This is a genomic window from Streptomyces sp. NBC_01351, assembly GCF_036237315.1.
Taxonomy (GTDB): domain Bacteria; phylum Actinomycetota; class Actinomycetes; order Streptomycetales; family Streptomycetaceae; genus Streptomyces.
Genome location: NZ_CP108356.1, coordinates 2412681 through 2439165, shown reverse-complemented (window position 1 = coordinate 2439165; position 26485 = coordinate 2412681). Strand labels below are relative to the sequence as shown.

Genomic DNA, 26485 nt, shown 5'->3' with positions numbered 1-26485 from the left:
CCTCCGTCCGGGGGAACGAAGCGGAGCCCTTTCGGTCACTGGCGCCGCACTGAGATGTAAAGAGATGAACGTCTTGGATGGTGACAGCACACGGCCCGGACCCCCGCGTTCTCACTCGAACGGGGGATCCGGGCCGTGTGGTTCGGACTATTTACAGCTTGGTCCACGCCTCGGTGAGCACCGAGCGCAGGATGCCTTCGATCTCGTCGAAGGTGCCCTGGTCCGCGATCAGCGGCGGGGCCAGCTGGATGACCGGGTCACCGCGGTCGTCGGCGCGGCAGTACAGGCCGGCGTCGAACAGGGCCTTGGAGAGGAAGCCGTAGAGCACGCGCTCCGTCTCCTCGTCCGTGAAGGACTCCTTGGTGACCTTGTCCTTGACGAGCTCGATGCCGTAGAAGTAGCCGTTGCCGCGGACGTCGCCGACGATCGGCAGATCGTGCAGCTTCTCCAGCGTCGAGCGGAAGGCGTCCTCGTTGTCCAGCACGTGCTGGTTGAGGCCTTCCTTGTCGAAGATGTCGAGGTTGGCGATCGCCACCGCCGAGGACACCGGGTGTCCGCCGAAGGTGTAGCCGTGCAGGAAGGTGTTGTCACCCTTGTAGAACGGCTCGGCGAGCTTGTCCGAGATGATGCAGGCACCGATCGGGGAGTAGCCCGAGGTCATGCCCTTGGCGCAGGTGATCATGTCCGGCACGTAGCCGAACTTGTCACAGGCGAACATCGTGCCCAGACGGCCGAAGGCGCAGATCGTCTCGTCGGAGACCAGCAGTACGTCGTACTCGTCGCAGATCTCGCGGACCCGCTGGAAGTACCCGGGCGGCGGCGGGAAGCAGCCACCGGCGTTCTGCACCGGCTCCAGGAAGACGGCGGCGACGGTGTCGGCGCCCTCGAACAGGATCTCCTGCTCGATCTGGTCGGCGCACCAGCGGCCGAAGGCCTCGGGGTCGTCGCCGTAGATCGGGGCGCGGTAGATGTTGGTGTTCGGCACCTTGTGCGCGCCGGGAACCAGCGGCTCGAAGGGGGCCTTCAGGGCCGGCAGACCCGTGATGGACAGGGCGCCCTGCGGGGTGCCGTGGTAGGCGACCGCACGCGAGATGACCTTGTACTTGGTGTGCTTGCCCTGCAGCTTGAAGTACTGCTTGGCGAGCTTCCAGGCGGTCTCGACGGCCTCGCCGCCACCGGTGGTGAAGAAGACCTTGTTCAGGTCGCCCGGGGCGTAATCGGCCAGGCGCTGGGCGAGCTCGACGGCCTTCGGGTGCGCGTACGACCAGATGGGGAAGAACGCGAGTTCCTGCGCCTGCTTGTAGGCGACCTCGGCCAGTTCCTTGCGGCCGTGACCGGCGTTGACCACGAACAGTCCGGCGAGACCGTCGAGGTAGCGCTTGCCCTTGTCGTCCCAGATGTAGGTGCCCTCGCCCCGGACGATGGTGGGGACGGGTGCGTTCTCATACGACGACATGCGGGTGAAGTGCATCCACAGGTGGTCGTACGCGGTCTTGGAGAGGTCCTGGCTCACGGGCTATCGAGTTCCCCACATGTAGGTCTGCTTCTTGAGCTTCAGGTAAACGAAGCTTTCGGTTGATCGCACGCCGGGGAGCGTGCGGATCTTCTTGTTGATCGTTTCAAGCAGGTGGTCGTCGTCCTCGCAGACGATCTCCACCATCAGGTCGAACGATCCCGCGGTCATCACCACGTATTCGCACTCGGCCATGGCTGTCAGTGCGTCGGCCACCGGGTCGAGGTCTCCCTCGACGTTGATGCCGACCATCGCCTGGCGTCGCAGGCCCACGGTGAGCGGGTCGGTGACGGCCACGATCTGCATGACGCCCTGGTCGAGCAGCTTCTGTACGCGCTGGCGTACGGCCGCTTCGGAGAGGCCGACGGCCTTGCCGATCGATGCATAGGGACGGCGACCGTCCTCCTGCAGTTGCTCGATGATCGCCAGGGACACAGCATCGACCGAAGGGGACGGTTGTCTGTTCCTGGAATCTGCGCTTCGACTGACCACGACCTCACTGTGCACGAGGGTCGTCTGTTCCGCAAGGCGGAATCGATTGAATCCGTTGTTTGGCGACCCGGATCTCACTGATTTCGTAGTTCGTGGCGTCTGGGTCTGTCGAAAGCGTCCGCCGAGAGGCTAGGCTTGGGATTCGTCTCAACCATTGGACATGTGATCAGGAGTGTGGCTGTAGTGACCACCGAACTGCGTCGTCTGCGCAACTACATCGGCGGGGAGTTCAAGGACGCCGCCGACGGGCGGACCACCGAGGTGGTCAACCCCGCCACCGGCGAAGCCTTCGCGACGGCCCCGCTGTCGGGCCAGGTCGACGTCGACGCGGCCATGGCCGCCGCCGCTGCCGCCTTCCCGGGCTGGCGCGACACCACCCCGTCGGAGCGCCAGAAGGCCCTGCTCAAGATCGCGGACGCCTTCGAGGCGCGCGCGGACGAGCTCGTCGCCGCCGAGTCGGAGAACACCGGCAAGCCGCTGGGCCTCACGGCCAGCGAGGAGCTGCCGCCGATGGTGGACCAGATCCGCTTCTTCGCGGGTGCCGCCCGACTGCTGGAGGGCCGCTCGGCCGGCGAGTACATGGAGGGGATGACCTCGATCATCCGCCGTGAGCCCGTCGGTGTCTGCGCCCAGGTCGCGCCGTGGAACTACCCGATGATGATGGCCGTGTGGAAGTTCGCGCCGGCCATCGCCGCGGGCAACACCGTGGTGCTCAAGCCCTCGGACACCACGCCGGCCTCCACCGTCCTGATGGCGGAGATCATCGACTCGGTCCTGCCCAAGGGCGTCTTCAACGTCATCTGCGGTGACCGCGAGACCGGCAAGGCGATGGTCGAGCACAACACCCCGGCGATGGCCTCCATCACCGGTTCGGTGCGCGCCGGCATGCAGGTCGCCGAGAGCGCCTCGAAGGACGTCAAGCGCGTCCACCTGGAGCTCGGCGGCAAGGCTCCCGTCGTCGTCTTCGAGGACGCCGACATCGCCAAGGCCGTCGAGGACATCGCGGTCGCCGGTTACTTCAACGCCGGCCAGGACTGCACCGCCGCCACCCGCGTGATCGTGCACGAGTCGATCCACGACGAGTTCGTGACCGCGCTCGCCAAGGCCGCCGCCGACACCAAGACCGGCCAGCCGGACGACGAGGACGTGCTGTACGGCCCGCTGAACAACCCGAACCAGCTCAAGCAGGTCGCGGGCTTCATCGAGCGGCTCCCCGCCCACGCCAAGGTCGAGGCGGGCGGCCACCAGATCGGCGACAAGGGCTACTTCTACGCCCCGACCGTCGTCTCCGGCCTCAAGCAGGACGACGAGATCATCCAGAACGAGGTCTTCGGCCCCGTCATCACCGTCCAGTCCTTCACGGACGAGGCCCAGGCCCTGGAGTACGCGAACGGCGTCGAGTTCGCCCTCGCCTCCTCCGTGTGGACCAAGGACCACGGCCGCGCGATGCGGATGTCCAAGAACCTCGACTTCGGCTGCGTGTGGATCAACACCCACATCCCGCTCGTCGCCGAGATGCCGCACGGTGGCTTCAAGAAGTCCGGCTACGGCAAGGACCTCTCCGCCTACGGCTTCGAGGACTACACGCGCATCAAGCACGTCATGACCTCGCTCGACGGCTGATCACAGCACACCGCCCAAGGGGCGGGCAGTAGACAACATGTCTATTGCCCGCCCTTTCGGGTTGGTTGAGGCTTTGGCCATGCCTCGACTCGACTTCTCCCGCCGCGACGCGCTGCGCGGCCTCGGTGCCGCGGGCCTGGTCACCGCCCTCGCCGGCTGTGGTGTGCCCGCCGCCTACGTCCCGGAGGGGCAGCGCCAGGGCACGGACCGCTCCGAGCGGGACCAGAGCGTGGTCTTCTCCAACTGGCCGCTCTACATCGACACCGATGAGGAGGACGAGGAGAGCCGGCCCACCCTGGACGCCTTCTCGGAGCGGACCGGCATCGAGGTCCGGTACACCGAGGAGATCAACGACAACGACGAGTTCTTCGGCAAGATCAGCCCGGCCCTGATGAACCGCCAGGAGACCGGCCACGACCTGGTCGTGGTCAGCGACTGGATGGCCGCCCGCTTCGTCCACCTGGGCTGGGCCCAGAAGATGGACCGCTCGGCCCAGTCCAATGTGGCCAGGCACCTGGACCCGCAGTTGCGTTCCCCCGCCTTCGACGAGGGCCGGCTGCACACCGTCCCCTGGCAGTCGGGGATCACCGGCATCGCCTACAACCGCAAGGCCCTGGGCCGCGAGATCAAATCGGTCAAGGACTTGTGGCGGCCGGAGCTGGCGGGCAAGGTCACCCTCTTCTCCGGTCTCGACGAGTCCTACTCCCTGCTGATGCAGGGCAACGGCGTGGACGTCACCCGATGGACCGAGGCCGACTTCCACCGGAGCTGCGACCAGATCGAAGAGCTGGTGCGCAAGAAGCACATCCGCCGCTTCACCGGCAACGACTACACCTCCGACCTGAGCAAGGGCGACGTGCTGGCCTGCCAGGCCTACTCCGGCGACGCCATCCAGCTCCAGGCCGACAACCCCGACATCGAGTTCGTCATCCCCGAAGAGGGAGGTGAGCTCTGGGCCGAGAGCCTCCTCGTCCCCAACCTGGCCCGGCACAAGGCCAATGCCGAGGCCCTGATCGACCACTACTACGACCCGGAGGTGGCCGCGTCGCTCGCCGCCGCCGTCAACTACGTCTGCCCGGTCCCGGCCGCCCGCGAGGTCCTGGCCGGCTCCGGCGACCAGGAGACCGCCGAACTGGCCGAGAACCCGCTGATCTTCCCCGACGACGAGATGCGCAGGCGCCTGGTCGTCGCCCGGGACATCTCCACGGCCGAGCGCCGCTCCTTCGCGAAGCGCTGGAACGCGATCGTCGGGCTCTGACCGCGATCCGCCCGCCCGGATGAATTGAACGCGTTCAGAGATTTGGCTGAACGTGTTCAATTCCAGGTGTACGCTTCCTTCCATGAGCGAGAGAAGCGCCCTTCAGCGGCGTATCCGTGCCTGGCTGACCCTGTTTCTCGTGTGCCTCGTGCTGAGCGGACTCACCGCCTTCCCCCTGGTCAGCGAACTCCGGTGGGCCAATGCCCTGGTGGACAACGAATGGCTCCGCAGGGTGGGCGAGGGGCTGGAGCGGGCCGATGCCGAATACCCCTTCCTCCTCTACGGCACCGACTGGCTCGCCTTCGCCCACCTCGTGATCGCCGTCTTCTTCTACGGAGTCCACCGCGACCCGGTCCGCAACATCTGGATCGTCGAAGCCGGCATGATCGCCTGCGCCGGCGTGATCCCCCTGGCCCTGATCTGCGGACCGATCCGCGGCATACCCGTCTGGTGGAGCGTCATCGACATGGCCTTCGGCGTCTTCGGGGTGATCCCCCTGCTGGTACTCCGCCGCATGATCAAGCGCCTCGAGGCGACGCCCGCGTAGCTACTTGGCGAAGGCCGCCATCACGATGCCGAGTGCCACCGGGTTCATGTCCTCGCCCTTGGCGTTCGTGGCGTTGACCGAGTAGACGAGGGTGCGGGACAGATCGCGGGTCGCGCCTATCGCGGTGTTGTAACCGTGCCGGCCGCCCGTCTTGCCCCACGCCACCGTGCCGTCCGGCAGGACGAGCTTGGCCATCCCCGCACTCAGCGTCGCGTCCTTCGTGCTGCCGAAGGTCTTCACCGCGGGCACCGTGAACATCTCCTCCAACTGGGCCTTCGGAACGATCCGCCCGCTGAACAGGGCCGTCGTGAACCGCTCCAGATCGGCTGTGGTCGAGATGATGTCCCCCGCCGCCCACCGGTCCGAGGAGTTCCACTCGGTCACGTCCCGCAGCTCCCTGGAGCCGTCTGCCTTCGGTATCGCCTGGTAGCCCCGGTTGTGCGGACCGTGGATCCTCGTCTGCGTCCGGCTCGGGAACGAGGTCTGGCGCAGCCCCAGCGGCTTCAGGATCCGCCGGGCGACCGCCTCCTCGTACGAGGTGCCCGTCACCTTCTCTATGAGCACGCCCAACAGGGTGTAGTTGATGTTCAGGTAGTGCTGGGCCGAGCCCGGCGTGAACTCCGGATTCTTCGCGAAGGCATTGGCCAGCTGATCGAGCGGATCGGTCACATCGAACCGGTGCTCCCACTGCGCCTCGAACGACTCCCCGGGGCCGTCCGCCGCCGGTATGCCGCTCGTGTAGTTGAGCAACTGCCGGACGGTGACCGTGCCGTAGGCGGCGGGGACCGTGCCGGGAAGGTACGACCGCACCGGCCGGTCCAGATCCACCCGGCGCTCGGCCGCCAGCTGGAGCACCACGGCCGAGGTGAAGGTCTTGGTCACCGAACCGGCCCGGAAGCGCCCCTGCTCGACGGCCTCCCGCCCGGTGACGATGTCCGCGACCCCGGAACTGCCCCGCCAGCTCCCGCTGGTACCACCCACCCGCACCAGGGCGGCCGTGGCATCCTTGTTCTCCGCACCGAGCCCGGCGATCGCCCGCTCCAGCGCCGCGGCATTCGGCGGGGTCGAGACGACCGGTGCGGTGACCCCCGCCGAGGCCGGGACCGGAGCGGCGTGCGCGACGACCGGTCCGGACGCGATGCCCAGGACCAGGGCGGCGGCGATCAGCGTGCGCGTACGAGCCTTCATGATGGGATCCCCCTCTGAGTCCACCGGGCCGCCGCTGCGGCCCCGATGACTCAATGCTGCAGGTCAGATGGGTAGTTGAGGATCACCATCAAGAGGGGTCTTTTCCGGTACGACAACTCACCGGCCAGAGGGATACGACACGCCGTCCCCTCACTCCCCAGAGGGAGTACCCGCCGCGATCAGGCCCGTCTCGTACGCGCAGATCACCGCCTGGATCCGGTCCCGCAGCCCCAGCTTCGCCAGCACGTTCCCCACGTGCGACTTCACCGTGTGCTCGCTCACCACCAGCGCCGCCGCGATCTCTGCGTTCGACAGCCCCCGCCCCAGATGCAGCAGCGTCTCCCGCTCCCGCGCCGTCAGCACCTCCAACCGGTCCGGCGCCAGCGTAGGCCGCGCCGCGCCCGTCACCGCCGTGTACTCCTCGATCAGCCGCCGCGCCACCGAAGGTGCCAGCAGGGACTCGCCCGCCGCCGCCACCCGCACCGCGTGCACCAGATCGTCCCGCCGCACGTCCTTCAGCAGGAACCCGCTCGCCCCCGCGTGCAGCGCCTCGTACACGTACTCGTCCGAGTCGAAGGTCGTCAGCATCACCGTGCGGCACGCGCTCTCGGCGGAGATCGTCCGGCACGCCTCGATGCCGTCCAGCAACGGCATCCGGATGTCGAGCAGCGCCACCTCGGGCGCGAGCCGGCGCACCGCCTCCACCGCCGCCGCGCCGTCCCCGACCTCCGCCACGACCTCGATGTCGTCCTGGGCGTCGAGGATCATCGCGAACCCGCTGCGCACCAGTTCCTGGTCGTCGGCCACCACCACACGGATCGTCAAGTCCCCACCTCCTGCGGCGAGGTTACAAGGACCACCCGCACCGCATACCCGAGCCCGTCCGGCCCCGGCCCGCACTCGGCCGTCCCGCCGTGCGCCGCCGCCCGCTCACGGATGCCGATCAGCCCGTGCCCGCCCGAGCCGCCGCCGGGACCCCGCCCGTCGTCCGTGACCGTGACGGTGAGGGCCGCGGCCCCGTACTCCAGGCGTACGTCCACCGTCGAAGCGCCGGCGTGCTTGACCACGTTCGTCAGGGCCTCCTGCACCACCCGGTGCACCGTCGCCTCCAACGCGGCCGGCAGCTCGCGCACCTCGCCCGTCCGCTCGTACGACACCCGCGGTCCGCCGGCCCGCACCCGGTCCAGGAGTGTCGGCAGCGCCCCGATCCCGGCCTGCGGCGCACGTGGAGCGGCCTCCTCCGTCCGCAGCACCCCCAGCATCGTGCGCAGCTGCGCCATGGCGTCCCGCCCCGTCTCGGCGATCGCCTCGAAGGCGGCCTCGGCCCGGGCCGGAGCCTTGCGGACGGCCACCGGACCGGCCTCGGCCTGCACGATCATGATGCTGACGGCGTGCGAGAGGATGTCGTGCATCTCCCGGGCGATCCGGGCCCGTTCGCGCGCGGCCGCCTGCTCCGCCTCGATCCGGTTCGCCCGTTCGAGCTGGGCCGCCCGGTCCTCCACGGCCGCGGTGTACGCCTGCCGGGTGTGCTGCGAGCGCCCCAGGGCGTACGACGCGCCGATGACGAACAGGGTGAAGATCAGCTCTCTCGCCGTCCTGCTGTTCCCGAACACCGCGATGGGGGCGCACACGAGGACTGCCGAGGTCACCACCAGCCTGGTCCGCGGCGGGCTGAGCACGGCCACCGTATAGAAGGCGATCAGGGGTCCGTAGGGCAGGGGCTGGCCCGGCCCGTCCATCGCGAAGTTGTAGTAGAAGCCGCAGGCGACGATGGCCGCCAGCACGGTGACAGGGGCCCGTCGCCGCCAGACCAGCGGCAGCAGGCCGAGCACCGTCACTAGGTAGGCGGGCCAGCTCTTCGGCGAGGCCCCGGGCTGGGTCGGTACGACGAACGGCATCGTGCAGGCCAGCTGCACGAGCAGGGTGAGGCCGAGGTCCTGCAGGCGCGGATCGGCGTGCCGTACGCGCTCCGCCCAGGTGCGTATCACCGGCCGAGGTCGGCGCGTACGGCGGCCAGCGCATCGACCCGGTTCGTTGTGATGGAGTCGACGCCGGCCTTGACGAGCGCCTTCATCGTCATCTTGGTGTCCGGGGTCCACGCGGACACCAGCAGACCGTCCCGGTGCAGGGCGTCCGTCAGCTCCCGGCTCACCAGCCCGAAGCGGTAGTTGAGCCAGCGCGGCGACACGGCGTCGATCAGCACCCGGCGCGGCGGCGACAGCGTCGTCCAGGTCAGCGCGATCTCCGCGCCCGGATCGGCGGCGCGGACCGCCAGCATGGTGTTCGGGCCCGCGCAGTAGTACGTCCGCTCGCGCGCCCCGCACTCGTGGACCTGGCCCACGACGGTGCGTACCGACTCCGCGGTGGCGCCCGGTAGGTCGATCATCAGTCGGCCCGCCCCGGCCTCCATCAGCGCCTCGCGCAGGGTCGGGACCCGGCCCTCAGTGAGCTCCCGCAACTGAGCGGCCGTGACGGCGTCCAGGCGCACGTCATGGCCCCACAGTCGCTGGAGCGTTTCGTCATGGAGCAGGACCGGCACGCCGTCACGGGTCAGCCGGACGTCGATCTCGACCGCGTCCGCGCCGCGCGCGAACGCGGAGCGGATCGAGGGCAGGGTGTTCTCACGGACACGGTAGGGATCGCCGCGGTGGCCGACGGCAGTAAGGGTGCGCATGACCCCATTGTCGACGGGACGTCAGCGCGCGAGCCAGGCGGAGGTGTACGTGTCGATCTCCGCGCGGAGCTTCTCCTTGCCGGCCTCGTCCAGGAAGGAGGCCTCGACGGCGTTCTTGGCGAGCTGGGCGAGCCCTCGCTCGTCCAGGTCGAGGAGGCGGGCGGCGACCGCGTACTCGTTGTTGAGGTCGGAGCCGAACATCGGCGGGTCGTCGCTGTTGATGGTGACGAGCACGCCCGCCGCGACCATCTCCTTGACCGGGTGCTCGTCGAGGTTCGCGACGGCGCGGGTGGCGATGTTGGAGGTCGGGCAGACCTCCAGCGCGATGCGGTGCTCCGCCAAGTACGCGAGGAGCTCCGGGTCCTGGGTGGCGCTGGTGCCGTGGCCGATGCGCTCGGCGCCCAGCTCGCGGATGGCGTCCCAGATGGTCTCGGGGCCGGTGGTCTCGCCGGCGTGCGGCACGCTGCGCAGGCCGGCGGCCCGGGCGGTGTCGAAGTACGGCTTGAACTGCGGGCGCGGGACGCCGACCTCGGGGCCGCCGAGGCCGAAGGAGACGAGGCCCTCGGGGCGCAGGTCGACGGCGAGGCGCGCGGTCTCGGCGGCGGCCTCCAGGCCGGCTTCGCCGGGGATGTCGAAGCACCAGCGCAGGACGACGCCGAGTTCGGTCTCGGCGGCCCTGCGGGCGTCCTCGATGGCCTCCATGAAGGCTTTCTCGTCGATGCCGCGGCGGGTGGAGGAGTACGGCGTGATGGTCAGCTCGGCGTAGCGGATGTTCTGCCGGGCCATGTCACGGGCGACCTCGAAGGTCAGCAGCCGCACGTCCTCGGGGGTGCGGATCAGGTCCACGACCGACAGGTAGACGGTGATGAAGTGCGCGAAGTCGGTAAAGGTGAAGTAGTCGGCGAGTGCCTCGGGGTCGGTGGGGACCTTCGAGTCGGGGTGCCGGGCGGCGAGCTCGGCGACGATGCGCGGGGACGCCGAGCCGACGTGGTGGACGTGGAGTTCCGCCTTGGGCAGCCCCGCGATGAAGGGGTGCAGGTCGGTCATGGGGATGCCTCCGGGAGAACGCTGGTGCGGGCAGGTCGGGCTTCATCGTAGGCAGCCCGGTGACTGTCGGTGGCAGCACTTAGCATGGCTGTACGAGAGGGGGGCGCCGCATGAGCGAGAACAGTCCCGAGCCGCGAGACCCGTGGGCGCCGCCCGAGCGGCCGGCGGTGGACCTGGGCAAGCCGCACGGTGCGTACGGGGGAGCGGGCGCGTCCGGTGTGTCGGGTCCGCCGTCCGTGCACGATCAGCCGACCATCACCGAGATGCCGGGAGCCGAGACCTACCAGACGGCTCCCGTGACCGGGCCCGCGTCCGCCGCGTACGGGTACCCGGCCCAGCCCGACCCGAGTGCCTACGCGTACCCCGCTCCGGTGCCCGCCCAGCCGACCTACGGGTACCCGGGCCAGCCCGGATACCCGGGCTACTCCGCGTACCAGCCCTACGGGATGCCGAAGAGCAACGGCTTCGGCGTCACCGCGCTGGTGCTCGGCATCCTCTCGGTCGTCGGCTGCATCACCAGCTTCATAGCGGTCGGCCTCGGCATCGGGGCCGTGGTCTTCGGCGCCCTGGGCAAGGGCAAGGCAACCCGGGGCGAGGCCGACAACGGCGGGATGGCGCTGGCCGGCATCATCCTCGGAGGCGTCGGCATCCTGCTCGGGGGCCTCATGCTCGTCCTGGCGTTCTCCAGCCTCAGGGACCTGGGCCCGCTCCCCGACACGCGGTACGAGAGCCCGTACTCGGACTCCGACAACCGCGAGAAGGTCTGAGCGGACCCGGCTACCCGGCTACCCGACTACGCGGCTACACGGCCCAGGGCCAGTCGGCGTCCTGCCCTGCCTCGATCAGGGACACCATGCGGAAGGCCCCGTCGGTGAGCCCGCCGAAGGCGTGCCGGTTCGCGGAACCGGAGGGCGCGTGGCCCACCCGGTAGCCGGCCAGGTTCCAGGTGTACACCGGGACCGTGCTCGGCACCTCCTGCGTCGGGTCGCCGCCGTATCCGTACGAGGCGGCCTGCTCGTCGGTGACGATCAGCACCCGGTCGTGGTCCCGGTAGTGCTCCTTCACGGCGCGGGCCGTGTAGGTGCCACCGAGGTCCCCGAACCGCTCCAGCACCTTCAGCACCGACTCGCCCCGGGTGTACGGGACCACCTCGCTGGTCGTGCCGAACTGCACCAGGTCGGCCTCCTCGGCCCGCAGTGCCAGCGCCGACCCGAACACGGCCGCCGCGTCAGCCCGGTTGAGCTCGGAACGGTCCGACAACCGGCTCCACATCGACCCGGAGCGGTCGACGAGCACCAGCGTCCGGCCGGGCAGCGCGGGTACGTTGGCCAGCGAGTGCCCGAGCGCCTGCTCCAGCGGGTACGCCCAGCGCAGCGAGGGGGCGTGCTGGTAGGCGGCCAGGTAGCGGAAGGGGAACTGCCGCGACCGGGCGACGACCTCCGGGTCGGAGATCTTCGCCGCGACGCGCGCGGCCACCTCGTCCGAGACCCCGGCCTGGTCGAAGTTGCGCAGGTTGCGCAGCAGCGCCATCGCGCCCATGGACGGAATGACCGCCTCCCAGGCGGCCGCGTCCATCGGCCCCTGCAGCCATCCGGCGAGGGCCTCCCAGGTCATGCCCGCCTCCGCGAGGCGCTCCGCACCGTCCGGGGCGAGCACCACCTCGCGCCGCTCCGGTACCGGCAGCTCCATCAGCGCCCGGTGGGCGGCGAGGGTGCGGTTGCCCACGGGGAGTTCGGCGCTCTCCGGGTTGTGCCGGCGGTCGAGGGCGTGGCGGAACAGCTCGCCCTGCCAGGGCTTCGCCGGGTCGGGGGAGGCGTGCACGAGGTTGAGGACGTCACCGAAGCGGTAGTCCTTGGAGGCCGTGTCGTACTTCAGCAGGGAGCCGGCGGAGTAGAGACGGCGCACCGCGTCGGCGATGCCGCGCTTGACGGGCTTGGGCACGTTGCGCCCGTGCGTCGCCGTCCAGTAGGCCAGCAACTCGCCGGGCTCGTCAGGGCGCTGGAGCACGGAGTCCACGACCTGGCGGTTCGAAGGCCCGTCGGTGGCGCCCGCGTCGAGCCGTGCCTTCACGTACTCGGCGGCGCCGACGAGCGAGGCCGTCCGCATGTTCGCGTCCCCACGGAGCCAGCGCAGCAGGCCGGCGGTCCACGCCGGGTCCTCGACCGCGAGCCGCCGCACGAGGGCGGCGAAGCGGTCGTCGCGGTCCTCGCCGCGCTCGTGGAAGGTGCGCTGCGTCACGAAGTTGGCGACGGCGAGCAGGAACAGCTCGGAGCGCGGATCGCGTTCGTACCCGGGGCCGCCCTGGTGGGTGCTGGCGCTGCGGGTCGAGCGTACGGGCGAGGTGGGCGCGGCAGGCGCTGCCTTGAACGCGCGCAGGTTGAAACGAGCCATGGTGAATCCCCCCGAATTCAAAGGAAAGCGGGGGAGGCGTGACGTGAGGAATGCCCGAGATCGAAGTCGGCGACGGACTGTTGTCGACTGCTCTATCCAACTGAGCTACCGGCCGGGGCCGGGCGGGACTCGAACCCGCGACCTGTTGATCCGGAAGTAGCCGTCGCCTGCGCACCGGGCATCCCCCACGCGTGCCTCCCGAGATCAAGGTGGCGGCGGCTTTTGGATTCTTTGCAAAAGAAGGAGCCGCAGCCCGCGCACCGGGAGGTGCGTGACGTAGGTGTCCAGAGGTCGAAGTCGGCGAAACCACAAGGTGCTCTACCAGCTGAGCTACACCGGCACGAAGCCGGTGACGGGACTCGAACCCGCGGCCGCCCGATTATGAGTCGAAGTAGGTCTCGCCTTCGCACCTGGACAAGGATCACGTTAGGCGCCGGGCTCGGGATCCACCACGCAATTACTCAGCAGCGTCGGCACCATGACCGAACCGCCGTCCGTGCCCCGCGACAGCGGGACCCAGATCAGCCCCACCATCCGCGGGCAGTCACACTCCAGGTCCGGGTCGACCCCGAGCACCGGCTCGCCGGTCGCCACCTCCACCCGGAAGCAGGCGGTCCAGCCCGACGGGTAGGGGGCGTCGTACGCGAACCGCACGCCCAGGGCGCGCAGCCCCACCTCCTCGGCCACCTCCCGCCGGACCCCCTCCTCCGGCTCCTCGCCCGGCTCCAGGCCGCCACCCGGCAGGGTCCAGTACTCCGGCCCGTCGTGCCGGCCCGTGGGGCCCAGGCCGCGCTCGCGCACCATGAGCACGCAGCCGTCCCGGACGATCACGGCCGCGACCCGGCGCCGGTCCGTCACTCCCCGCCCCAGGTTTCGCCCCGCAGGAGCCGCTCACGGGCCTCCATCAGGGCGAAGCCCAGCAGGTTCAGCCCCCGCCAGCGCGCCGGGTCCAGCGCGCGCTCGTCGTCGGCCGCCAGCCCGATGCCCCAGATCCGGTCCAGCGGGCTGGCCTCGACGAGCACCCGGTTCCCGGTGCCCAGCAGGTACGCGGTGAGCTCCGGCGCGGAGGAGAACTTGTGCACGCTGCCCTCGACCACGATCCCGTAGCGCTCGCGCTCCCATATCGCGTCGTCGAAGCCGCGCACGAGCCGCCCGGCCTTCTTCGCCTCGGCCGGAGTCTTCGCTTCCAGGGCCGCGCGCTCGGCCTCCGGATCCCCGAACAGCCGGGCCTTCCCGGCCATCATCCAGTGCTCCGCCGTGGCGTAGCGGACGTCACCCACAGTGAATTCGGACGGCCACCACTGGCTCAGACAGCTCGGACCGAGGCTTCCGTCCGGCCTCGGCCGGTGTCCCCAGAACGGCAGGAACTTGACCCGCTCACCACGGCTGACCTGCTCCGTCAGCTTCTCGATCATCTCCATGCACGCGAGTCTGACAGTCGCCACTGACACTTCGTACGGGATTTCGGGCGTGCCTCGACACATGGTCGACCGATTCCGTCGCGTAATCAAAAGGCAACAACGGAATCACTTGGCCGAGTGCATGTCCTCTGTCAGGATCGGCACTCAATTCGAGCTGTAGCTCGAACTGTAGCTAGGAAGAGCGTGAGAGCGTGATGGGCAACCGCTTCCAGGTCAAAGACCGCTTCGCAGACGGCGCGCAGTACATCGACGGGCAGCTGAGGGCCGGGACCTCCGGCCAGTCACACACCGTGATCGATCCCGCCACCGGCGACGAGGTCCTCACCTACGAGCTGGCGAGCACCGCGGACGTCGACGAGGCCGTCGCCGCCGCCAAGCGGGCCTTCCCGGGATGGTCCGGCGCGACCCCCGGCGAGCGCTCGGACGCCCTGCACCGGCTGGCCGCCGTACTGGCCGAGCAGGCCGAGGACTTCGCGTACGCCGAGTCCCTCCAGTGCGGCAAGCCGATCCGGCTGTCCACGGAGTTCGACGTGCCGGGGACCATCGACAACACGGCCTTCTTCGCGGGCGCGGCCCGCCACCTCCAGGGGCAGGCGGCAGCGGAGTACTCCGGGGACCACACCTCCTACGTACGCCGCGAGGCCATCGGGGTCGTCGGCTCCATCGCTCCCTGGAACTATCCGCTCCAGATGGCCGCCTGGAAGATCCTCCCGGCGATCGCCGCGGGCAACACCATCGTCCTCAAGCCGGCCGAGCTCACCCCGCTGACCTCCCTGATGTTCGCGCAGGCGGCCAAGGACGCGGGTCTGCCCGACGGCGTGATCAACATCGTCACCGGCGCCGGCCGCACGGCCGGCGAGCACCTGGTCGGCCACCCGGACGTGGTCATGACCTCCTTCACCGGCTCCACCGCCGTCGGCAAGCGGGTGGCCGAGGTCGCCACCGCCACCGTGAAGCGCCTCCACCTGGAGCTCGGCGGCAAGGCGCCCTTCGTGGTCTTCGACGACGCCGACGTCGAGGCCGCTGCGAACGGGGCCGTCGCCGCCTCCCTGATCAACACCGGCCAGGACTGCACGGCCGCCACCCGTGCCTACGTCCAGCGGCCGCTGCACGACGCCTTCGTCGCCCGGGTCGCCGAGCTGATGGAGACCGTCCGCCTCGGCGACCCCTTCGCCGCCACCACCGACCTCGGCCCGCTGGTCTCCCACGCCCAGCGCGACCGCGTCGCCGGCTTCGTCGAGCGGGCCCGCGGCTACGCCACCGTCGTCACGGGTGGCGAGATCCCCGGAGCCAGAGAAGGGGAGAGCAGTCTGGCCGAGGGCGCGTACTACCGGCCCACCCTGATCACCGGCGCCGCCCAGGACAGCGAGGTCGTCCAGTCCGAGATCTTCGGCCCGGTCCTCGTCGTTCTGCCCTTCGACACCGACGACGAGGGCATCGCGCTGGCCAACGACACCCCGTACGGACTCGCCGCCTCCGCCTGGAGCCGCGACGTCTACCGGGCGAACCGTGCGACCCGTGAGATCCAGGCGGGCTGCGTCTGGGTCAACGACCACATTCCGATCATCAGCGAGATGCCCCACGGCGGCTACAAGGCCAGTGGATTCGGAAAGGACATGTCGACCTACTCCTTCGAGGAGTACACGCAGGTCAAGCATGTGATGTACGACAACACGGCGGTCGCCGCGAAGGACTGGCACCGCACGATCTTCGGGGACCGTCCGTAAACCATCTGCGGCTACCGCCGCGTGGGCCCACCGCCTGACCAGCGGTACACCTCCCGAAAGGGCACAGCGCATGGAGCAGTTCGAGCCCGACCGCCTCTCGGAGGCGCAACTCGCCGCGATGCGGCGCAGCCTCACCAGTGGCCGCGGCGCCCTCACGCGCCGCTCGCTGCTGCGCGCCTCCGGTGTCGGAGCGCTCACCCTCGGCGGCCTGTCCACCCTTGCCGCGTGCGGTATCCCGCCCGCCAAGCGCGAGGGGAACGCGGCAGTGGCGTCCGACGACCACTCGGCCACGGAGAAGGAGATCAACTTCTCCAACTGGACCGAGTACATGGACACCAGCGAGGACGAGAAGTCGCGTCCCACCCTGGAGGAGTTCGCCAAGCGGACCGGGATCGAGGTCAAGTACACCGAGGACATCAACGACAACGTCGAGTTCTTCGGCAAGATCAAACCGCAGCTCGCGGCCGGCCAGGACACCGGCCGCGACCTGATCGTCGTCACGGACTGGCTCGCCGCCCGCATCATCCGCCTCGGCTGGGCGCAGAAGCTGGACCCCTCGCACCTCCCGCACGCGTACGCCAACCTGTCCCCGCAGTTCCGCAGCCCCGACTGGGACCCGGGACGGGCGTACAGCTACCCCTGGACCGGCATCTCCACCGTCATCGCCTACAACGAGAAGGCGACGGGCGGCAAGAAGGTCGACTCGGTCACCCAGATGCTCGACGACCCCACCCTCAAGGGCCGGGTCGGCTTCCTCACCGAGATGCGCGACAGCGTCGGCATGACCCTGCTCGACCAGGGCAAGGACCCGGCCTCCTTCACCACTGCCGACTTCGACGAGGCCGTCGGCCGGCTCCAGAAGGGGGTGGACAAGAAGCAGATCCGCCGCTTCACGGGCAACGACTACACCGCCGACCTCGACAAGGGCGACCTCGCCGCCTGCCTCGCGTGGGCCGGTGACGTCATCCAGCTGCAGGCCGACAACCCGGACATCAAGTTCGCCATCCCCGCCGCCGGTTACATCACCTCCAGCGACAATCTGCTGGTCCCGGCCAAGGCCCGGCACAAGGCCAACGCCGAGAAGCTCATCGACTACTACTACGAGCTCCCCGTCGCCGCCCAGCTGGCCGCCTACATCAGCTACGTGTGCCCCGTCGAGGGAGTCAAGGACGAGCTCGCGAAGATCGACCCCGAGCTCGCCGACAACACGCTGATCGTCCCGGACAAGGCGATGACCGCCAAGTCCCACGCCTTCCGCTCCCTCACCAGCGAGGAAGAGACGGCGTACGAGGAGAAGTTCGCCAAGCTGATCGGCGCTTAGCCGTCGCCCCACGCCGCGACCCCTTCCCTTGTCCTCTCCGCCTACCCACCCCCGGGACCCATCCATGACTGACAAGACCGAGGGCGGCGACGTCCGCCTCTCCGGGATCAGCAAGCACTACGGCTCCTTCACCGCCGTGCACCCGCTGGACCTCACCATCCCCCAGGGCTCCTTCTTCGCCCTGCTCGGCGCCTCGGGCTGCGGCAAGACCACCACCCTGCGCATGATCGCCGGCCTGGAGGATCCCTCCACAGGAACGGTTCACCTCGGCGACCGGGAGGTCACGCACCTCCCGCCGTACAAGCGCCCGGTCAACACGGTCTTCCAGAGCTACGCGCTGTTCCCGCACCTGAGCATCTACGAGAACGTCGCCTTCGGCCTGCGCCGCCGCGGCATCAAGTCGGTCAAGAAGCAGGTCGACGACATGCTGGAGCTGGTCCAGCTCGGCGAGCAGGCCGGCAAGAAGCCGCACCAGCTCTCGGGCGGCCAGCAGCAGCGCGTCGCCGTCGCCCGCGCCCTGATCAACCACCCGCAGGTGCTCCTCCTCGACGAGCCGCTCGGCGCGCTCGACCTCAAGCTGCGCCGTCAGATGCAGCTGGAGCTCAAGCGGATCCAGACCGAGGTCGGCATCACCTTCGTGCACGTCACGCACGACCAGGAGGAGGCCATGACGATGGCCGACACGGTCGCCGTGATGAACGGCGGCCGCGTCGAGCAGCTGGGCGCCCCCGCCGAGCTGTACGAGAACCCGGGCACCACCTTCGTCGCCAACTTCCTCGGCACCTCCAACCTCATCGAGGCCGCGGTGGAGTCCGCCGGCTCCGACGTGGTGGTCGCCGCCTCCGGGGCGAAGCTGCACCTGCCGGCCGCCCGCTGCGCGACCACGCCCAAGGCCGGCGGGAAGCTGCTGGTCGGAGTGCGCCCCGAGAAGATCTCCCTGGTCCACGCCGACGAGGAACACACCATCGCCGCCGGCCGCAACAAGCTCTCCGGCCGCATCGTCGCCTCCTCCTTCATCGGCGTCTCCACCCAGTACGTGATCGACAGCCCGGTCTGCCCTGAGCTGGAGGTCTACGCCCAGAACATCGAGCGGGACGCCCGCCTGGTGCCGGGCGCCGAGGTGATCCTGCACTGGAACCCGGAGCACACCTTCGGCCTGGATGCGGCCCAGGACATAGACGCGGGCATCGAGACCGTCGAGGAGAGCGCGTGACCGCCACTGCTGCGCCGCCCCAGGCGCCCGCCCCGGCCGGACCCCCGGTGCACAAGCCGTCGGTGCGCAAGCGGCTGGTCCCGTACTGGCTGCTGCTCCCCGGCATCCTGTGGCTGCTGGTCTTCTTCGTGCTGCCGATGGTCTACCAGGCCTCCACCTCGGTGCAGACGGGCTCCCTCGAAGAGGGCTTCCAGGTCACCTGGCACTTCCAGACCTACTGGGACGCCTTCACCGAGTACTACCCGCAGTTCCTGCGCTCCCTGCTGTACGCCGGCACCGCCACCGCGCTGTGCCTGCTGCTCGGGTACCCGCTGGCCTACCTGATCGCCTTCAAAGCCGGCCGCTGGCGCAACCTGCTGCTGGTGCTGGTCATCGCCCCGTTCTTCACCAGCTTCCTGATCCGCACGCTGGCCTGGAAGACGATCCTGGCCGACGGCGGCCCGGTGGTCGACGTCCTCAACAAGGTCGGCTTCCTCGACGTCACCAGCTGGCTCGGCATGACCGAGGGCGACCGGGTGCTGGCCACGCCGCTCGCGGTGGTCTGCGGTCTGACGTACAACTTCCTCCCCTTCATGATCCTGCCGCTGTACTCCTCGCTGGAGCGCATCGACACCCGCCTCCACGAGGCGGCCGGGGACCTGTACGCGAAGCCCGCCACGGTCTTCCGCAAGGTGACCTTCCCGCTCTCCATGCCGGGCGTGGTCTCCGGGACCCTGCTCACCTTCATCCCGGCGAGCGGCGACTACGTGAACGCCGAACTGCTCGGCTCCACGGACACCCGGATGATCGGCAACGTCATCCAGTCGCAGTACCTGCGGATCCTCGACTACCCGACGGCGGCCGCGCTGTCCTTCATCCTCATGGCCATCGTGCTGATCATGGTCACCGTCTACATCCGCCGAGCGGGAACGGAGGACCTGGTCTGATGCGCAATCCCCTCACCTGGCTGCGGCGCCATCTCGTGGTCATCGCCGGCCTCGGCACGCTCGCGTACATGATCCTGCCGAACGTCGTCGTCACCGTCTTCTCCTTCAACAACCCCACCGGGCGGTTCAACTACTCCTGGCAGGAGTTCTCGCTCGACGCGTGGAAGGACCCGTGCGGGGTCGCCGACATGTGCGGCTCGCTCTCGCTCTCGCTCCAGATCGCCCTGTGGTCCACCCTCGCGGCGACCGCACTGGGGACGGCGATCGCCTTCGCGCTGGTCCGCTACCGCTTCAAGGCGCGCGGCGCGGTCAACTCGCTGATCTTCCTGCCCATGGCCATGCCCGAGATCGTGATGGCGGCCTCGCTGCTCGCGCTCTTCCTCAACATGGGCATCCAGCTGGGCTTCTGGACGATCCTGATCGCCCACATCATGTTCTGCCTCAGCTTCGTCGTCGCCGCCGTCAAGGCGCGTGTACTGTCCATGGACCCGCGCCTGGAGGAAGCCGCCCGAGACCTCTACGCGGGCCCGGTGCAGACCTTCGTACGGGTCACCCTGCCGATCGCCGCACCCGGTATCGCGGCGGGCGCGCTGCTCTCCTTCGCGCTCTCGTTCGACGACTTCATCATCACCAACTTCAACTCGGGCAACACCGTCACCTTCCCCATGTTCGTGTGGGGATCGGCGCAGCGCGGTACGCCTGTACAGATCAACGTCATCGGCACGGCGATGTTCGTCATCGCGGTGCTGGTGGTCCTCGCCGGCCAGATGGTCGGCAACCGCCGCAAGAAGGCACAACCGAAGTAGTTCGGAAACGCACGTCATCAGTTCCGTAGGGAGTTGGAAGACATGGCCCCAGTCGCCATGCGTAGTGTTGCGAAATCCCTTTCCGAAGCGAAGCCGGTCTCGTACTGGCTGGACGACCCCGGCAAGCCCGCCCCCCAGCCCTCGCTCACCTCGGACGAGAAGTGCGACCTGCTGGTCATCGGCGGCGGCTACAGCGGGCTGTGGACCGCGCTCCTCGCCAAGGAGCGGGACCCGCAGCGGGACGTCGTACTGATCGAGAGCAAGGAGGCGGGCTGGGCCGCCTCCGGCCGCAACGGCGGCTTCTGCGCCGCCTCCCTCACCCACGGACTCGCCAACGGGCTGGCCCGCTGGCCGGGGGAGCTCGCCAAGCTGGAGGAGCTCGGCGCCCGCAACCTCGACGCCATCGAGGAGGCGGTCGCCCGCTACGGCATCGACTGCGACTTCGAGCGCACCGGCGAGATCGACGTGGCCACCGAACCGCACCAGGTCGAGGAGCTCAGGGAACTCCACCAGGAGGCCGAGCGCGCGGGTCTCGGCGGCTCGGAGTTCCTCGACCAGGACGCGGTGCGCGCGGAGGTCGACTCCCCGACCTTCCTCGCGGGCGTCTGGGACCGCGACGGCGTCGCGATGATCAACCCGGCGAAGCTCGCCTGGGGCCTCAAGGAGGCCTGCCTGGGCCTCGGCGTACGGATCTACGAGAACACCCGCGGCCTGAAGATGGCCTCGGCCGGCTCCGGGATGACCGTCCAGACCCCGTACGGCACGATCCTCGCGCGCCGGGTCGCCCTGGGCACCAACATCTTCCCGTCGCTGGTCAAGCGGATCCGCCCCTTCACGGTCCCGGTCTACGACTACGCGCTGATGACCGAGCCGCTCAGCGAGGAGCAGCTGGCCGCCATCGGCTGGAAGAACCGGCAGGGGCTCGGCGACAGCGCCAACCAGTTCCACTACTTCCGGATCACCCGGGACAACCGGATCCTGTGGGGCGGCTACGACGCGATCTACCCCTACCGGGGGAAGCTCGACTCCGAATACGACCACCGTCCCGAGACCTACCTCAAGCTCGCGGAGCACTTCTTCACGGCCTTTCCGCAGCTGGAGGGGCTGAAGTTCAGCCACGCCTGGGGCGGGGCGATCGACACCTGCTCGCGCTTCTCCGCCTTCTTCGGCACCTCGCACTCCGGGAAGGTCGCCTACGCCGCCGGGTACACCGGGCTCGGGGTGGGCGCCACCCGCTTCGGCGCGGACGTGATGCTGGACCTGCTGGACGGCGTCCCCACCGAGCGCACCAAGCTGGAGATGGTCCGCTCCAAGCCGATGCCGTTCCCGCCGGAGCCCTTCGCGTGGACCGGGATCACGCTCACCAAGTGGTCGCTGGCCCGCGCGGACGCCCGGGGCGGGCACCGCAACCTGTGGCTGAAGATGATGGACCGCCTCGGACTCGGCTTCGACAGCTGAGGCACTCGCTCGCGCCCCGGCGCACGACGCCGATCACCGTGTGACCCAGTTCACCACTTCGGACCGGCCGAACCCGCGTCATAGCCGCGCCCGGCCCCGCTCTCCCCAGGTGAGGACCTCACCGACAAGGGAACGGAGGCCGGGCGATGGCTGTCCCGGAAGTCAAGACGGCGGTGGAATGGCTGGCATCGGTGGCGCCCGACCCCGAAGCCTGCCGGTTCGAATGGGAGCGCAACCCGCTGGGGGTGACCCTCCTGCCCGCCGGCCGGCGCTGGGACGTGCTGATCCTGCCCGGGGAGCTGGGGCAGCCCACCCTCGACGTGCTGCACCTGCTCCTCGACCGGCCCGGCCCGGTGCTCGCCGACTTCGGCGACTCGCGGCTGGGCTTCTTCGTGCCCCCGGGCACGGCCTCCCGCTGGCTCGGCACGGGCGTACGGGGAGCAGGGCGCGGGACCTGGATCGTGGTCCCGTATCCCGGCCGGGCGACGGGCGGGGTGCGCTGGCTGGTGCTTCCGGACGGCGAGGGAACCCTCACCGACCCGGCGGTGCTGGAGCTCGCGATGCACGAGGCGGCCGCACGCGTGGTGGCGGGGGAGAGCCGGAGGTCTTGACAAGGGCATTGGTCTGGACCATCTTGGGCGCCGCTGACCCCCTCCATCCCCCCCACGCCCCGGAGGCAGTTGTGCGCAGAGCCATGTCCCTCGTCACGGCCGTCGCGCTCGCGGTGGCCGGCTTCCTCGCCGCGGGCCCGCCGGCCGCGGCGGCCGACGCCGACCTGATCCGCAACGGCGGCTTCGAAGCCGGCCTCGACGGCTGGAGCTGCTCGGCGGGCAGCGGAGCCACCGTCACCACCCCCGTACACGGCGGGAGTTCCGCCCTCAAGGCCACCCCCGCCGGCCAGGACAACGCCCGTTGCTCCCAGGCCGTCACCGTCAAGCCCGACTCGGCGTACACGCTGAGCGCGTGGGTGCAGGGCGCGTACGTGTACCTCGGCGCGACCGGCACCGGCACCGCCGACGCGTCCACCTGGACACAGAGCGCGGGCGCCTGGAAGCAGCTCACGACCACCTTCCGCACCGGCCCGTCGACCACTTCCGTGACCGTCCACACCCACGGCTGGTACGGCCGGCCCGCCCACTTCACCGATGACCTCACCCTGGTCGGACCGGACCCGGGCGGCCCCGGCCGGCCCCAGCCCCCCGCGGCCCCCACCGGCCTGACGGCCTCCGCGACCTCGTCGAGCGCGATCTCCCTGTCCTGGACCGCGGTGCCCGGGGCCACCTCGTACACCGTGTACCGGGACGGCGCCGCGCCGTTCCCCGTCACCTCCGCGTCGGCCGCGGTGACCGGCCTCGCGGCCTCCACCACGTACACCTTCCGGCTCGGCGCGGTGAACGCGGCCGGCGAGTCCCCGAAGAGCGCCCCCGTCACCGCGACCACCACGAGCGGCGGCGGTGGTGGCGGCGGTGGCCTCCCCGCGCACGCGCTCGTCGGCTACCTCCACGCGAGCTTCGCCAACGGCTCCGGCTACCTCCGGATGGCCGACGTACCCGCCTCCTGGGACGTCATCAACCTCGCCTTCGGCGAACCGACGTCGGTGACCTCCGGTGACATCCGCTTCCGGCTCTGCCCGGTGGCGGAGTGCCCGAACGTGGAGTCGGAGGCCGAGTTCAAGGCGGCAATCAAGGCCAAGCAGGCCGCCGGCAAGAAGGTGCTGATCTCGATCGGCGGCCAGAACGGCCAGGTCCAGCTCGGGACCACGACCGCCCGCGACGCCTTCGTCTCCTCCGTCGGCAAGATCGTCGACGAGTACGGCCTCGACGGCCTCGACATCGACTTCGAGGGCCACTCCCTCTCCCTGGCCACCGGGGACACCGACTTCCGGGCCCCGACCACCCCGGTGATCGTCAACCTGATCTCCGCGGTCAAGACGCTGAAGGCCAGGTACGGCCCGGACTTCGTCCTGACCATGGCCCCCGAGACCTTCTTCGTCCAGCTGGGCTACCAGTACTACGGCTCCGGCCCCTGGGGCGGCCAGGACCCGCGCGCCGGCGCCTACCTGCCGGTCATCCACGCCCTGCGGGACGACCTCACCCTGCTGCACATCCAGGACTACAACTCGGGCCCGATCATGGGCCTCGACAACCAGTACCACTCCATGGGCGGCGCCGACTTCCACATCGCCATGACCGACATGCTGCTCACGGGCTTCCCGGTGGCCGGCAACACCGCCCGGGTGTTCCCGGCGCTGCGCCCGGACCAGGTCGCCGTGGGCCTGCCGGCCACGACCAACGCGGGGAACGGCCACACCGCCCCCGCCGAGGTGAACAAGGCCCTGGACTGCCTGACGAAGAAGACGAACTGCGGCAGCTACCAGACCCACGGCACCTGGCCCGGCCTGCGCGGCCTGATGACCTGGTCGATCAACTGGGACCGCTTCGGCGGCTGGGAGTTCAGCCGGAACTTCGACGGATACTTCGGGAGCGCGGCCGGCTGAACCACCGTCCGGGCGGTCCGACAGTACGGCGCACGGCCCCTGCGACGGCCATCAGCAGGGGCGTGCACAGGAAACAGCTGGCCAGTACGTCCAGGGGCCAGTGCCAGCCGCGCAGGATCAGGCCGGTGGCCGTGGCGCCCGTCAGGACGAGGGCGGTGGCCATCGGCCACCCGCGACGGGCGTACGGGCCGATCAGCAGGGCCGCGCCGATGTAGGCGACGGCGGCGGTGGCGGTGTGGCCCGAGGGGTAGTAGCCGGCGGCCCAGGGCTCCAGGGGGCCCGGGCGGGCGGTCCACTCCTTCAGCGGCACGACCACGGCCGGGACCAGGATCATCGCCAGGCCCGCGGTCAGCGCCGGGGCCCAGGCGCGGGAGCGCCGGACGGCGTACGCCATCGCCAGGGCCAGGACCGGTACGGCGACCGGGACGTTGCCGAGGTCGGAGAGGCGATCGGAGACGGCGTCGGGGACCGTGCCGACCAGGGCGCGGCTGAGGTTCTCGTCCGGCGTGAGCAGCGGGCCCGAGACCAGGACCTGCCAGGTCGTCAGGGCGAGTCCCAGCAGGGAGAGAAGAAGGAGAACGAGGAGGAGGATGGCCGGCCGTCCCGGAACAGGGGGGATGGTTCCGGGACGGCCGCCCTGATCGGGTTGCCGTACGCCCCGGGGGGTTTGGGGCGGACGGCTGTCCGATCGGTGAGGAGTGTGCGCGAACGCATGCCCAGTGCGGCGCTGGGGAAGCCCGGTACTGGTATCGCCCCCGGTTTCCCGGGAACGGGGTGTCTCACTCATCTGCAGAAACCGTACGGCAGCGAATGGGGGACCGACAGCAAGAACGCGCTCTTGCCATCGGCCCCCCACACGTTCTTCACAGCGCCCGACCGTTACCGCTGGTAGCGGCCGGGTGCTGCGATCGGACGTTCTAGCCGTTCGATCAGATCTCCGTGCCGATGCCGGCGAACGCGGCCTCGATGAGGTCCAGGCCCTCGTTCAGCAGGTCCTCGCCGATCACGATCGGCGGGAGGAAGCGGAGCACGTTGCCGTAGGTGCCGCAGGTGAGGACGAGCAGGCCCTCGGCGTGGCAGGCCTTGGCGAGCGACGCGGCCGCCTCCGGGAAGGGGGTCTTGGAGACCGGGTCCTTCACGAGCTCGATCGCGATCATGGCGCCGCGGCCGCGGATGTCGCCGATGATCTCGTACTTCTCCTGCATGGCGGAGAGGCGGGCCTTCATGACGGACTCGATCCTCTTCGCCGCGGCGTTGAGGTCGAGCTCCTTCATGGTCTCGATGGAGCCGAGCGCACCCGCGCACGCCACCGGGTTGCCGCCGTAGGTGCCGCCCAGGCCACCCGCGTGGGCGGAGTCCATGATCTCGGCGCGGCCGGTCACGGCGGCGAGCGGCAGACCGCCCGCGATGCCCTTGGCGGTGGTGATCAGGTCGGGGACGATGCCCTCGTCCTCGCACGCGAACCACTGGCCGGTGCGGCAGAAGCCGGACTGGATCTCGTCGGCGACGAAGACGATGCCGTTCTCGTTGGCGAACTTCACGATCGCCGGCAGGAAGCCCTTGGCCGGCTCGATGAAGCCGCCCTCGCCGAGGAGCGGCTCGATGATGATCGCGGCGACGTTCTCGGCGCCGATCTGCTTGACGATGTTGTCGATCGCCTGGGCGGCGGCCTCGGGGCCGCAGTTCTCGGCGCCGGTGGGCCAGCGGTAGCCGTAGGCGACCGGGACGCGGTAGACCTCGGGGGCGAACGGACCGAAGCCCTGCTTGTACGGCATGTTCTTCGAGGTCAGCGCCATCGTCAGGTTCGTACGGCCGTGGTAGCCGTGGTCGAACACGACGACCGCCTGGCGCTTGGTGTAGGCGCGGGCGATCTTGACGGCGTTCTCGACGGCCTCGGCGCCGGAGTTGAACAGCGCCGACTTCTTCGCGTGGGTGCCCGGGGTCAGCTCGGCGAGGGCCTCGCAGACCTCGACGTAGCCCTCGTACGGCGTGACCATGAAACAGGTGTGGGTGAAGTCCGCGAGCTGCGCGGAGGCACGGCGCACGACGGCCTCGGCGGAGGCGCCGACGGAGGTCACGGCGATGCCGGAGCCGAAGTCGATCAGGCGGTTGCCGTCGACGTCCTCGATGATGCCGCCGCCCGCGCGGGCCGTGAAGACGGGGAGCACGGAGCCCACGCCGCCGGCCACCGTCTCAAGGCGGCGGGCCTGCAGCTCCTGCGACTTGGGGCCGGGGATCGCGGTGACGAGCTTGCGCTCCTGCGGGACAGCGGTCATAGGGAGCTCCCTGGGGGTGATTTCGGACGCACTTGTGTCTTTGTCCGCAGGCTAGGCCCGGGAGAGGGGGTCCTGCATGCTCCGTTCGGGAGTGATGCCTGCGTGTC

At 69.7% G+C, this 26485-nt stretch carries 24 protein-coding genes; 12 read left to right on the top strand and 12 right to left on the bottom strand.

Annotated elements, in window-relative coordinates; genetic code table 11:
• Positions 1-151: 151 nt before the first annotated feature.
• Together OG625_RS10760 and OG625_RS10755 are read right to left on the bottom strand one after the other, a co-directional pair.
• On the bottom strand, positions 152-1513 hold the full coding sequence (locus OG625_RS10760) for an aspartate aminotransferase family protein (protein WP_329378737.1): 1362 nt from the start codon (positions 1511-1513) through the stop codon (positions 152-154).
• A 3-nt stretch (positions 1514-1516) separates the two neighbouring features.
• Positions 1517-2020: an Lrp/AsnC family transcriptional regulator gene (locus tag OG625_RS10755; protein WP_007266859.1), complete on the bottom strand. Its 504-nt coding sequence runs from the start codon at positions 2018-2020 to the stop codon at positions 1517-1519.
• Positions 2021-2188: 168 nt separating this feature from the next.
• Here OG625_RS10755 and OG625_RS10750 point away from each other — a divergent pair, with 168 nt between their 5' ends.
• The 3 genes from OG625_RS10750 (at position 2189) to OG625_RS10740 (ending at position 5433) form a co-directional block, all read left to right on the top strand.
• Positions 2189-3628: a gamma-aminobutyraldehyde dehydrogenase gene (locus OG625_RS10750; RefSeq protein WP_329378735.1), complete on the top strand. Its 1440-nt coding sequence runs from the start codon at positions 2189-2191 to the stop codon at positions 3626-3628.
• 79 nt (positions 3629-3707) lie between these two features.
• Complete coding sequence (locus tag OG625_RS10745) at positions 3708-4886, top strand: ABC transporter substrate-binding protein (protein WP_329378733.1); 1179 nt, start codon at positions 3708-3710, stop codon at positions 4884-4886.
• An 82-nt stretch (positions 4887-4968) separates the two neighbouring features.
• Positions 4969-5433, top strand: coding sequence for a hypothetical protein (locus tag OG625_RS10740; RefSeq protein WP_329378731.1), 465 nt, complete (start codon positions 4969-4971; stop codon positions 5431-5433).
• Here OG625_RS10740 and OG625_RS10735 read toward each other — a convergent pair whose 3' ends face one another.
• The 5 genes from OG625_RS10735 to OG625_RS10715 form a co-directional block, all read right to left on the bottom strand.
• Positions 5434-6621 carry a serine hydrolase domain-containing protein gene (locus OG625_RS10735; RefSeq protein WP_329378729.1) on the bottom strand — a complete coding sequence of 396 codons (1188 nt, stop codon included), beginning with the start codon at positions 6619-6621 and terminating at the stop codon, positions 5434-5436. It lies immediately after the preceding gene.
• A 150-nt stretch (positions 6622-6771) separates the two neighbouring features.
• Positions 6772-7446, bottom strand: a complete 675-nt coding sequence (locus OG625_RS10730; RefSeq protein ID WP_329378727.1) for a response regulator transcription factor — start codon at positions 7444-7446, stop codon at positions 6772-6774.
• Positions 7443-8609 carry a sensor histidine kinase gene (locus OG625_RS10725; protein WP_329378725.1) on the bottom strand — a complete coding sequence of 389 codons (1167 nt, stop codon included), beginning with the start codon at positions 8607-8609 and terminating at the stop codon, positions 7443-7445. Before OG625_RS10725 ends, OG625_RS10730 begins: the two co-directional genes overlap by 4 nt.
• The gene (locus OG625_RS10720) at positions 8606-9295 is read right to left on the bottom strand and encodes a glycerophosphodiester phosphodiesterase (RefSeq protein WP_329378723.1); all 690 of its coding nucleotides are present in this window, start codon (positions 9293-9295) and stop codon (positions 8606-8608) included. The genes OG625_RS10725 and OG625_RS10720 overlap by 4 nt, the downstream gene beginning before the upstream one ends.
• Positions 9296-9316: 21 nt before the next feature.
• Positions 9317-10342, bottom strand: coding sequence for an adenosine deaminase (locus OG625_RS10715; protein ID WP_329378720.1), 1026 nt, complete (start codon positions 10340-10342; stop codon positions 9317-9319).
• Positions 10343-10452: 110 nt separating this feature from the next.
• Here OG625_RS10715 and OG625_RS10710 point away from each other — a divergent pair, with 110 nt between their 5' ends.
• Positions 10453-11109, top strand: coding sequence for a DUF4190 domain-containing protein (locus tag OG625_RS10710; protein ID WP_329378718.1), 657 nt, complete (start codon positions 10453-10455; stop codon positions 11107-11109).
• A gap of 34 nt (positions 11110-11143) precedes the next feature.
• Here OG625_RS10710 and OG625_RS10705 read toward each other — a convergent pair whose 3' ends face one another.
• The 3 genes from OG625_RS10705 to OG625_RS10695 form a co-directional block, all read right to left on the bottom strand.
• Complete coding sequence (locus OG625_RS10705) at positions 11144-12733, bottom strand: TROVE domain-containing protein (RefSeq protein WP_329378716.1); 1590 nt, start codon at positions 12731-12733, stop codon at positions 11144-11146.
• Between the two features lie 426 nt (positions 12734-13159).
• Positions 13160-13591: an NUDIX domain-containing protein gene (locus OG625_RS10700; RefSeq protein ID WP_329378714.1), complete on the bottom strand. Its 432-nt coding sequence runs from the start codon at positions 13589-13591 to the stop codon at positions 13160-13162.
• A complete protein-coding gene (locus OG625_RS10695; RefSeq protein ID WP_329378712.1) occupies positions 13588-14154 on the bottom strand; it encodes an NADAR family protein in 567 nt (188 codons plus the stop codon). Before OG625_RS10695 ends, OG625_RS10700 begins: the two co-directional genes overlap by 4 nt.
• A 194-nt stretch (positions 14155-14348) precedes the next feature.
• Between OG625_RS10695 and OG625_RS10690 the strand changes: the two genes are divergently transcribed.
• The 8 genes from OG625_RS10690 (at position 14349) to OG625_RS10655 (ending at position 24102) form a co-directional block, all read left to right on the top strand.
• Complete coding sequence (locus OG625_RS10690; RefSeq protein WP_329390561.1) at positions 14349-15881, top strand: gamma-aminobutyraldehyde dehydrogenase; 1533 nt, start codon at positions 14349-14351, stop codon at positions 15879-15881.
• Positions 15882-15951: 70 nt separating this feature from the next.
• On the top strand, positions 15952-17202 hold the full coding sequence (locus tag OG625_RS10685; protein WP_329378710.1) for a polyamine ABC transporter substrate-binding protein: 1251 nt from the start codon (positions 15952-15954) through the stop codon (positions 17200-17202).
• A gap of 64 nt (positions 17203-17266) precedes the next feature.
• The gene (locus tag OG625_RS10680) at positions 17267-18415 is read left to right on the top strand and encodes an ABC transporter ATP-binding protein (RefSeq protein ID WP_329378708.1); all 1149 of its coding nucleotides are present in this window, start codon (positions 17267-17269) and stop codon (positions 18413-18415) included.
• Positions 18412-19341, top strand: coding sequence for an ABC transporter permease (locus tag OG625_RS10675; RefSeq protein ID WP_329378706.1), 930 nt, complete (start codon positions 18412-18414; stop codon positions 19339-19341). Before OG625_RS10680 ends, OG625_RS10675 begins: the two co-directional genes overlap by 4 nt.
• Entirely contained in the window at positions 19341-20147 is an 807-nt protein-coding gene (locus tag OG625_RS10670) for an ABC transporter permease (RefSeq protein WP_329378704.1), read from the top strand. Before OG625_RS10675 ends, OG625_RS10670 begins: the two co-directional genes overlap by 1 nt.
• Before the next feature lie 42 nt (positions 20148-20189).
• Positions 20190-21605, top strand: a complete 1416-nt coding sequence (locus tag OG625_RS10665; RefSeq protein WP_329378702.1) for an NAD(P)/FAD-dependent oxidoreductase — start codon at positions 20190-20192, stop codon at positions 21603-21605.
• Positions 21606-21751: 146 nt separating this feature from the next.
• Complete coding sequence (locus tag OG625_RS10660) at positions 21752-22216, top strand: hypothetical protein (protein WP_329378700.1); 465 nt, start codon at positions 21752-21754, stop codon at positions 22214-22216.
• An 83-nt stretch (positions 22217-22299) separates the two neighbouring features.
• Positions 22300-24102 carry a chitinase gene (locus tag OG625_RS10655; protein WP_329390559.1) on the top strand — a complete coding sequence of 601 codons (1803 nt, stop codon included), beginning with the start codon at positions 22300-22302 and terminating at the stop codon, positions 24100-24102.
• Here OG625_RS10655 and OG625_RS10650 read toward each other — a convergent pair.
• On the bottom strand, positions 24059-24889 hold the full coding sequence (locus OG625_RS10650) for a phosphatase PAP2 family protein (protein ID WP_329378698.1): 831 nt from the start codon (positions 24887-24889) through the stop codon (positions 24059-24061). The two genes, OG625_RS10655 and OG625_RS10650, sit on opposite strands and share 44 nt — an antisense overlap.
• 142 nt (positions 24890-25031) lie before the next feature.
• The gene (gabT, locus tag OG625_RS10645) at positions 25032-26378 is read right to left on the bottom strand and encodes a 4-aminobutyrate--2-oxoglutarate transaminase (protein ID WP_329378696.1); all 1347 of its coding nucleotides are present in this window, start codon (positions 26376-26378) and stop codon (positions 25032-25034) included.
• Between the last annotated feature and the right edge of the window lie 107 nt (positions 26379-26485).

Coding starts and splice junctions, on each gene's coding strand:
- OG625_RS10695 (WP_329378712.1), bottom strand. CDS start 14,154: ATGGAGATGATCGAGAAGCTGACGGAGCAGGTCAGCCGTGGTGAGCGG.
- OG625_RS10685 (WP_329378710.1), top strand. CDS start 15,952: ATGGAGCAGTTCGAGCCCGACCGCCTCTCGGAGGCGCAACTCGCCGCG.
- OG625_RS10690 (WP_329390561.1), top strand. CDS start 14,349: ATGGGCAACCGCTTCCAGGTCAAAGACCGCTTCGCAGACGGCGCGCAG.
- OG625_RS10660 (WP_329378700.1), top strand. CDS start 21,752: ATGGCTGTCCCGGAAGTCAAGACGGCGGTGGAATGGCTGGCATCGGTG.
- OG625_RS10655 (WP_329390559.1), top strand. CDS start 22,300: ATGTCCCTCGTCACGGCCGTCGCGCTCGCGGTGGCCGGCTTCCTCGCC.
- OG625_RS10720 (WP_329378723.1), bottom strand. CDS start 9,295: ATGCGCACCCTTACTGCCGTCGGCCACCGCGGCGATCCCTACCGTGTC.
- OG625_RS10740 (WP_329378731.1), top strand. CDS start 4,969: ATGAGCGAGAGAAGCGCCCTTCAGCGGCGTATCCGTGCCTGGCTGACC.
- OG625_RS10715 (WP_329378720.1), bottom strand. CDS start 10,342: ATGACCGACCTGCACCCCTTCATCGCGGGGCTGCCCAAGGCGGAACTC.
- OG625_RS10650 (WP_329378698.1), bottom strand. CDS start 24,889: ATGAGTGAGACACCCCGTTCCCGGGAAACCGGGGGCGATACCAGTACC.
- OG625_RS10665 (WP_329378702.1), top strand. CDS start 20,190: ATGGCCCCAGTCGCCATGCGTAGTGTTGCGAAATCCCTTTCCGAAGCG.
- OG625_RS10735 (WP_329378729.1), bottom strand. CDS start 6,621: ATGAAGGCTCGTACGCGCACGCTGATCGCCGCCGCCCTGGTCCTGGGC.
- OG625_RS10670 (WP_329378704.1), top strand. CDS start 19,341: ATGCGCAATCCCCTCACCTGGCTGCGGCGCCATCTCGTGGTCATCGCC.
- OG625_RS10745 (WP_329378733.1), top strand. CDS start 3,708: ATGCCTCGACTCGACTTCTCCCGCCGCGACGCGCTGCGCGGCCTCGGT.
- gabT (WP_329378696.1), bottom strand. CDS start 26,378: ATGACCGCTGTCCCGCAGGAGCGCAAGCTCGTCACCGCGATCCCCGGC.
- OG625_RS10710 (WP_329378718.1), top strand. CDS start 10,453: ATGAGCGAGAACAGTCCCGAGCCGCGAGACCCGTGGGCGCCGCCCGAG.
- OG625_RS10705 (WP_329378716.1), bottom strand. CDS start 12,733: ATGGCTCGTTTCAACCTGCGCGCGTTCAAGGCAGCGCCTGCCGCGCCC.
- OG625_RS10680 (WP_329378708.1), top strand. CDS start 17,267: ATGACTGACAAGACCGAGGGCGGCGACGTCCGCCTCTCCGGGATCAGC.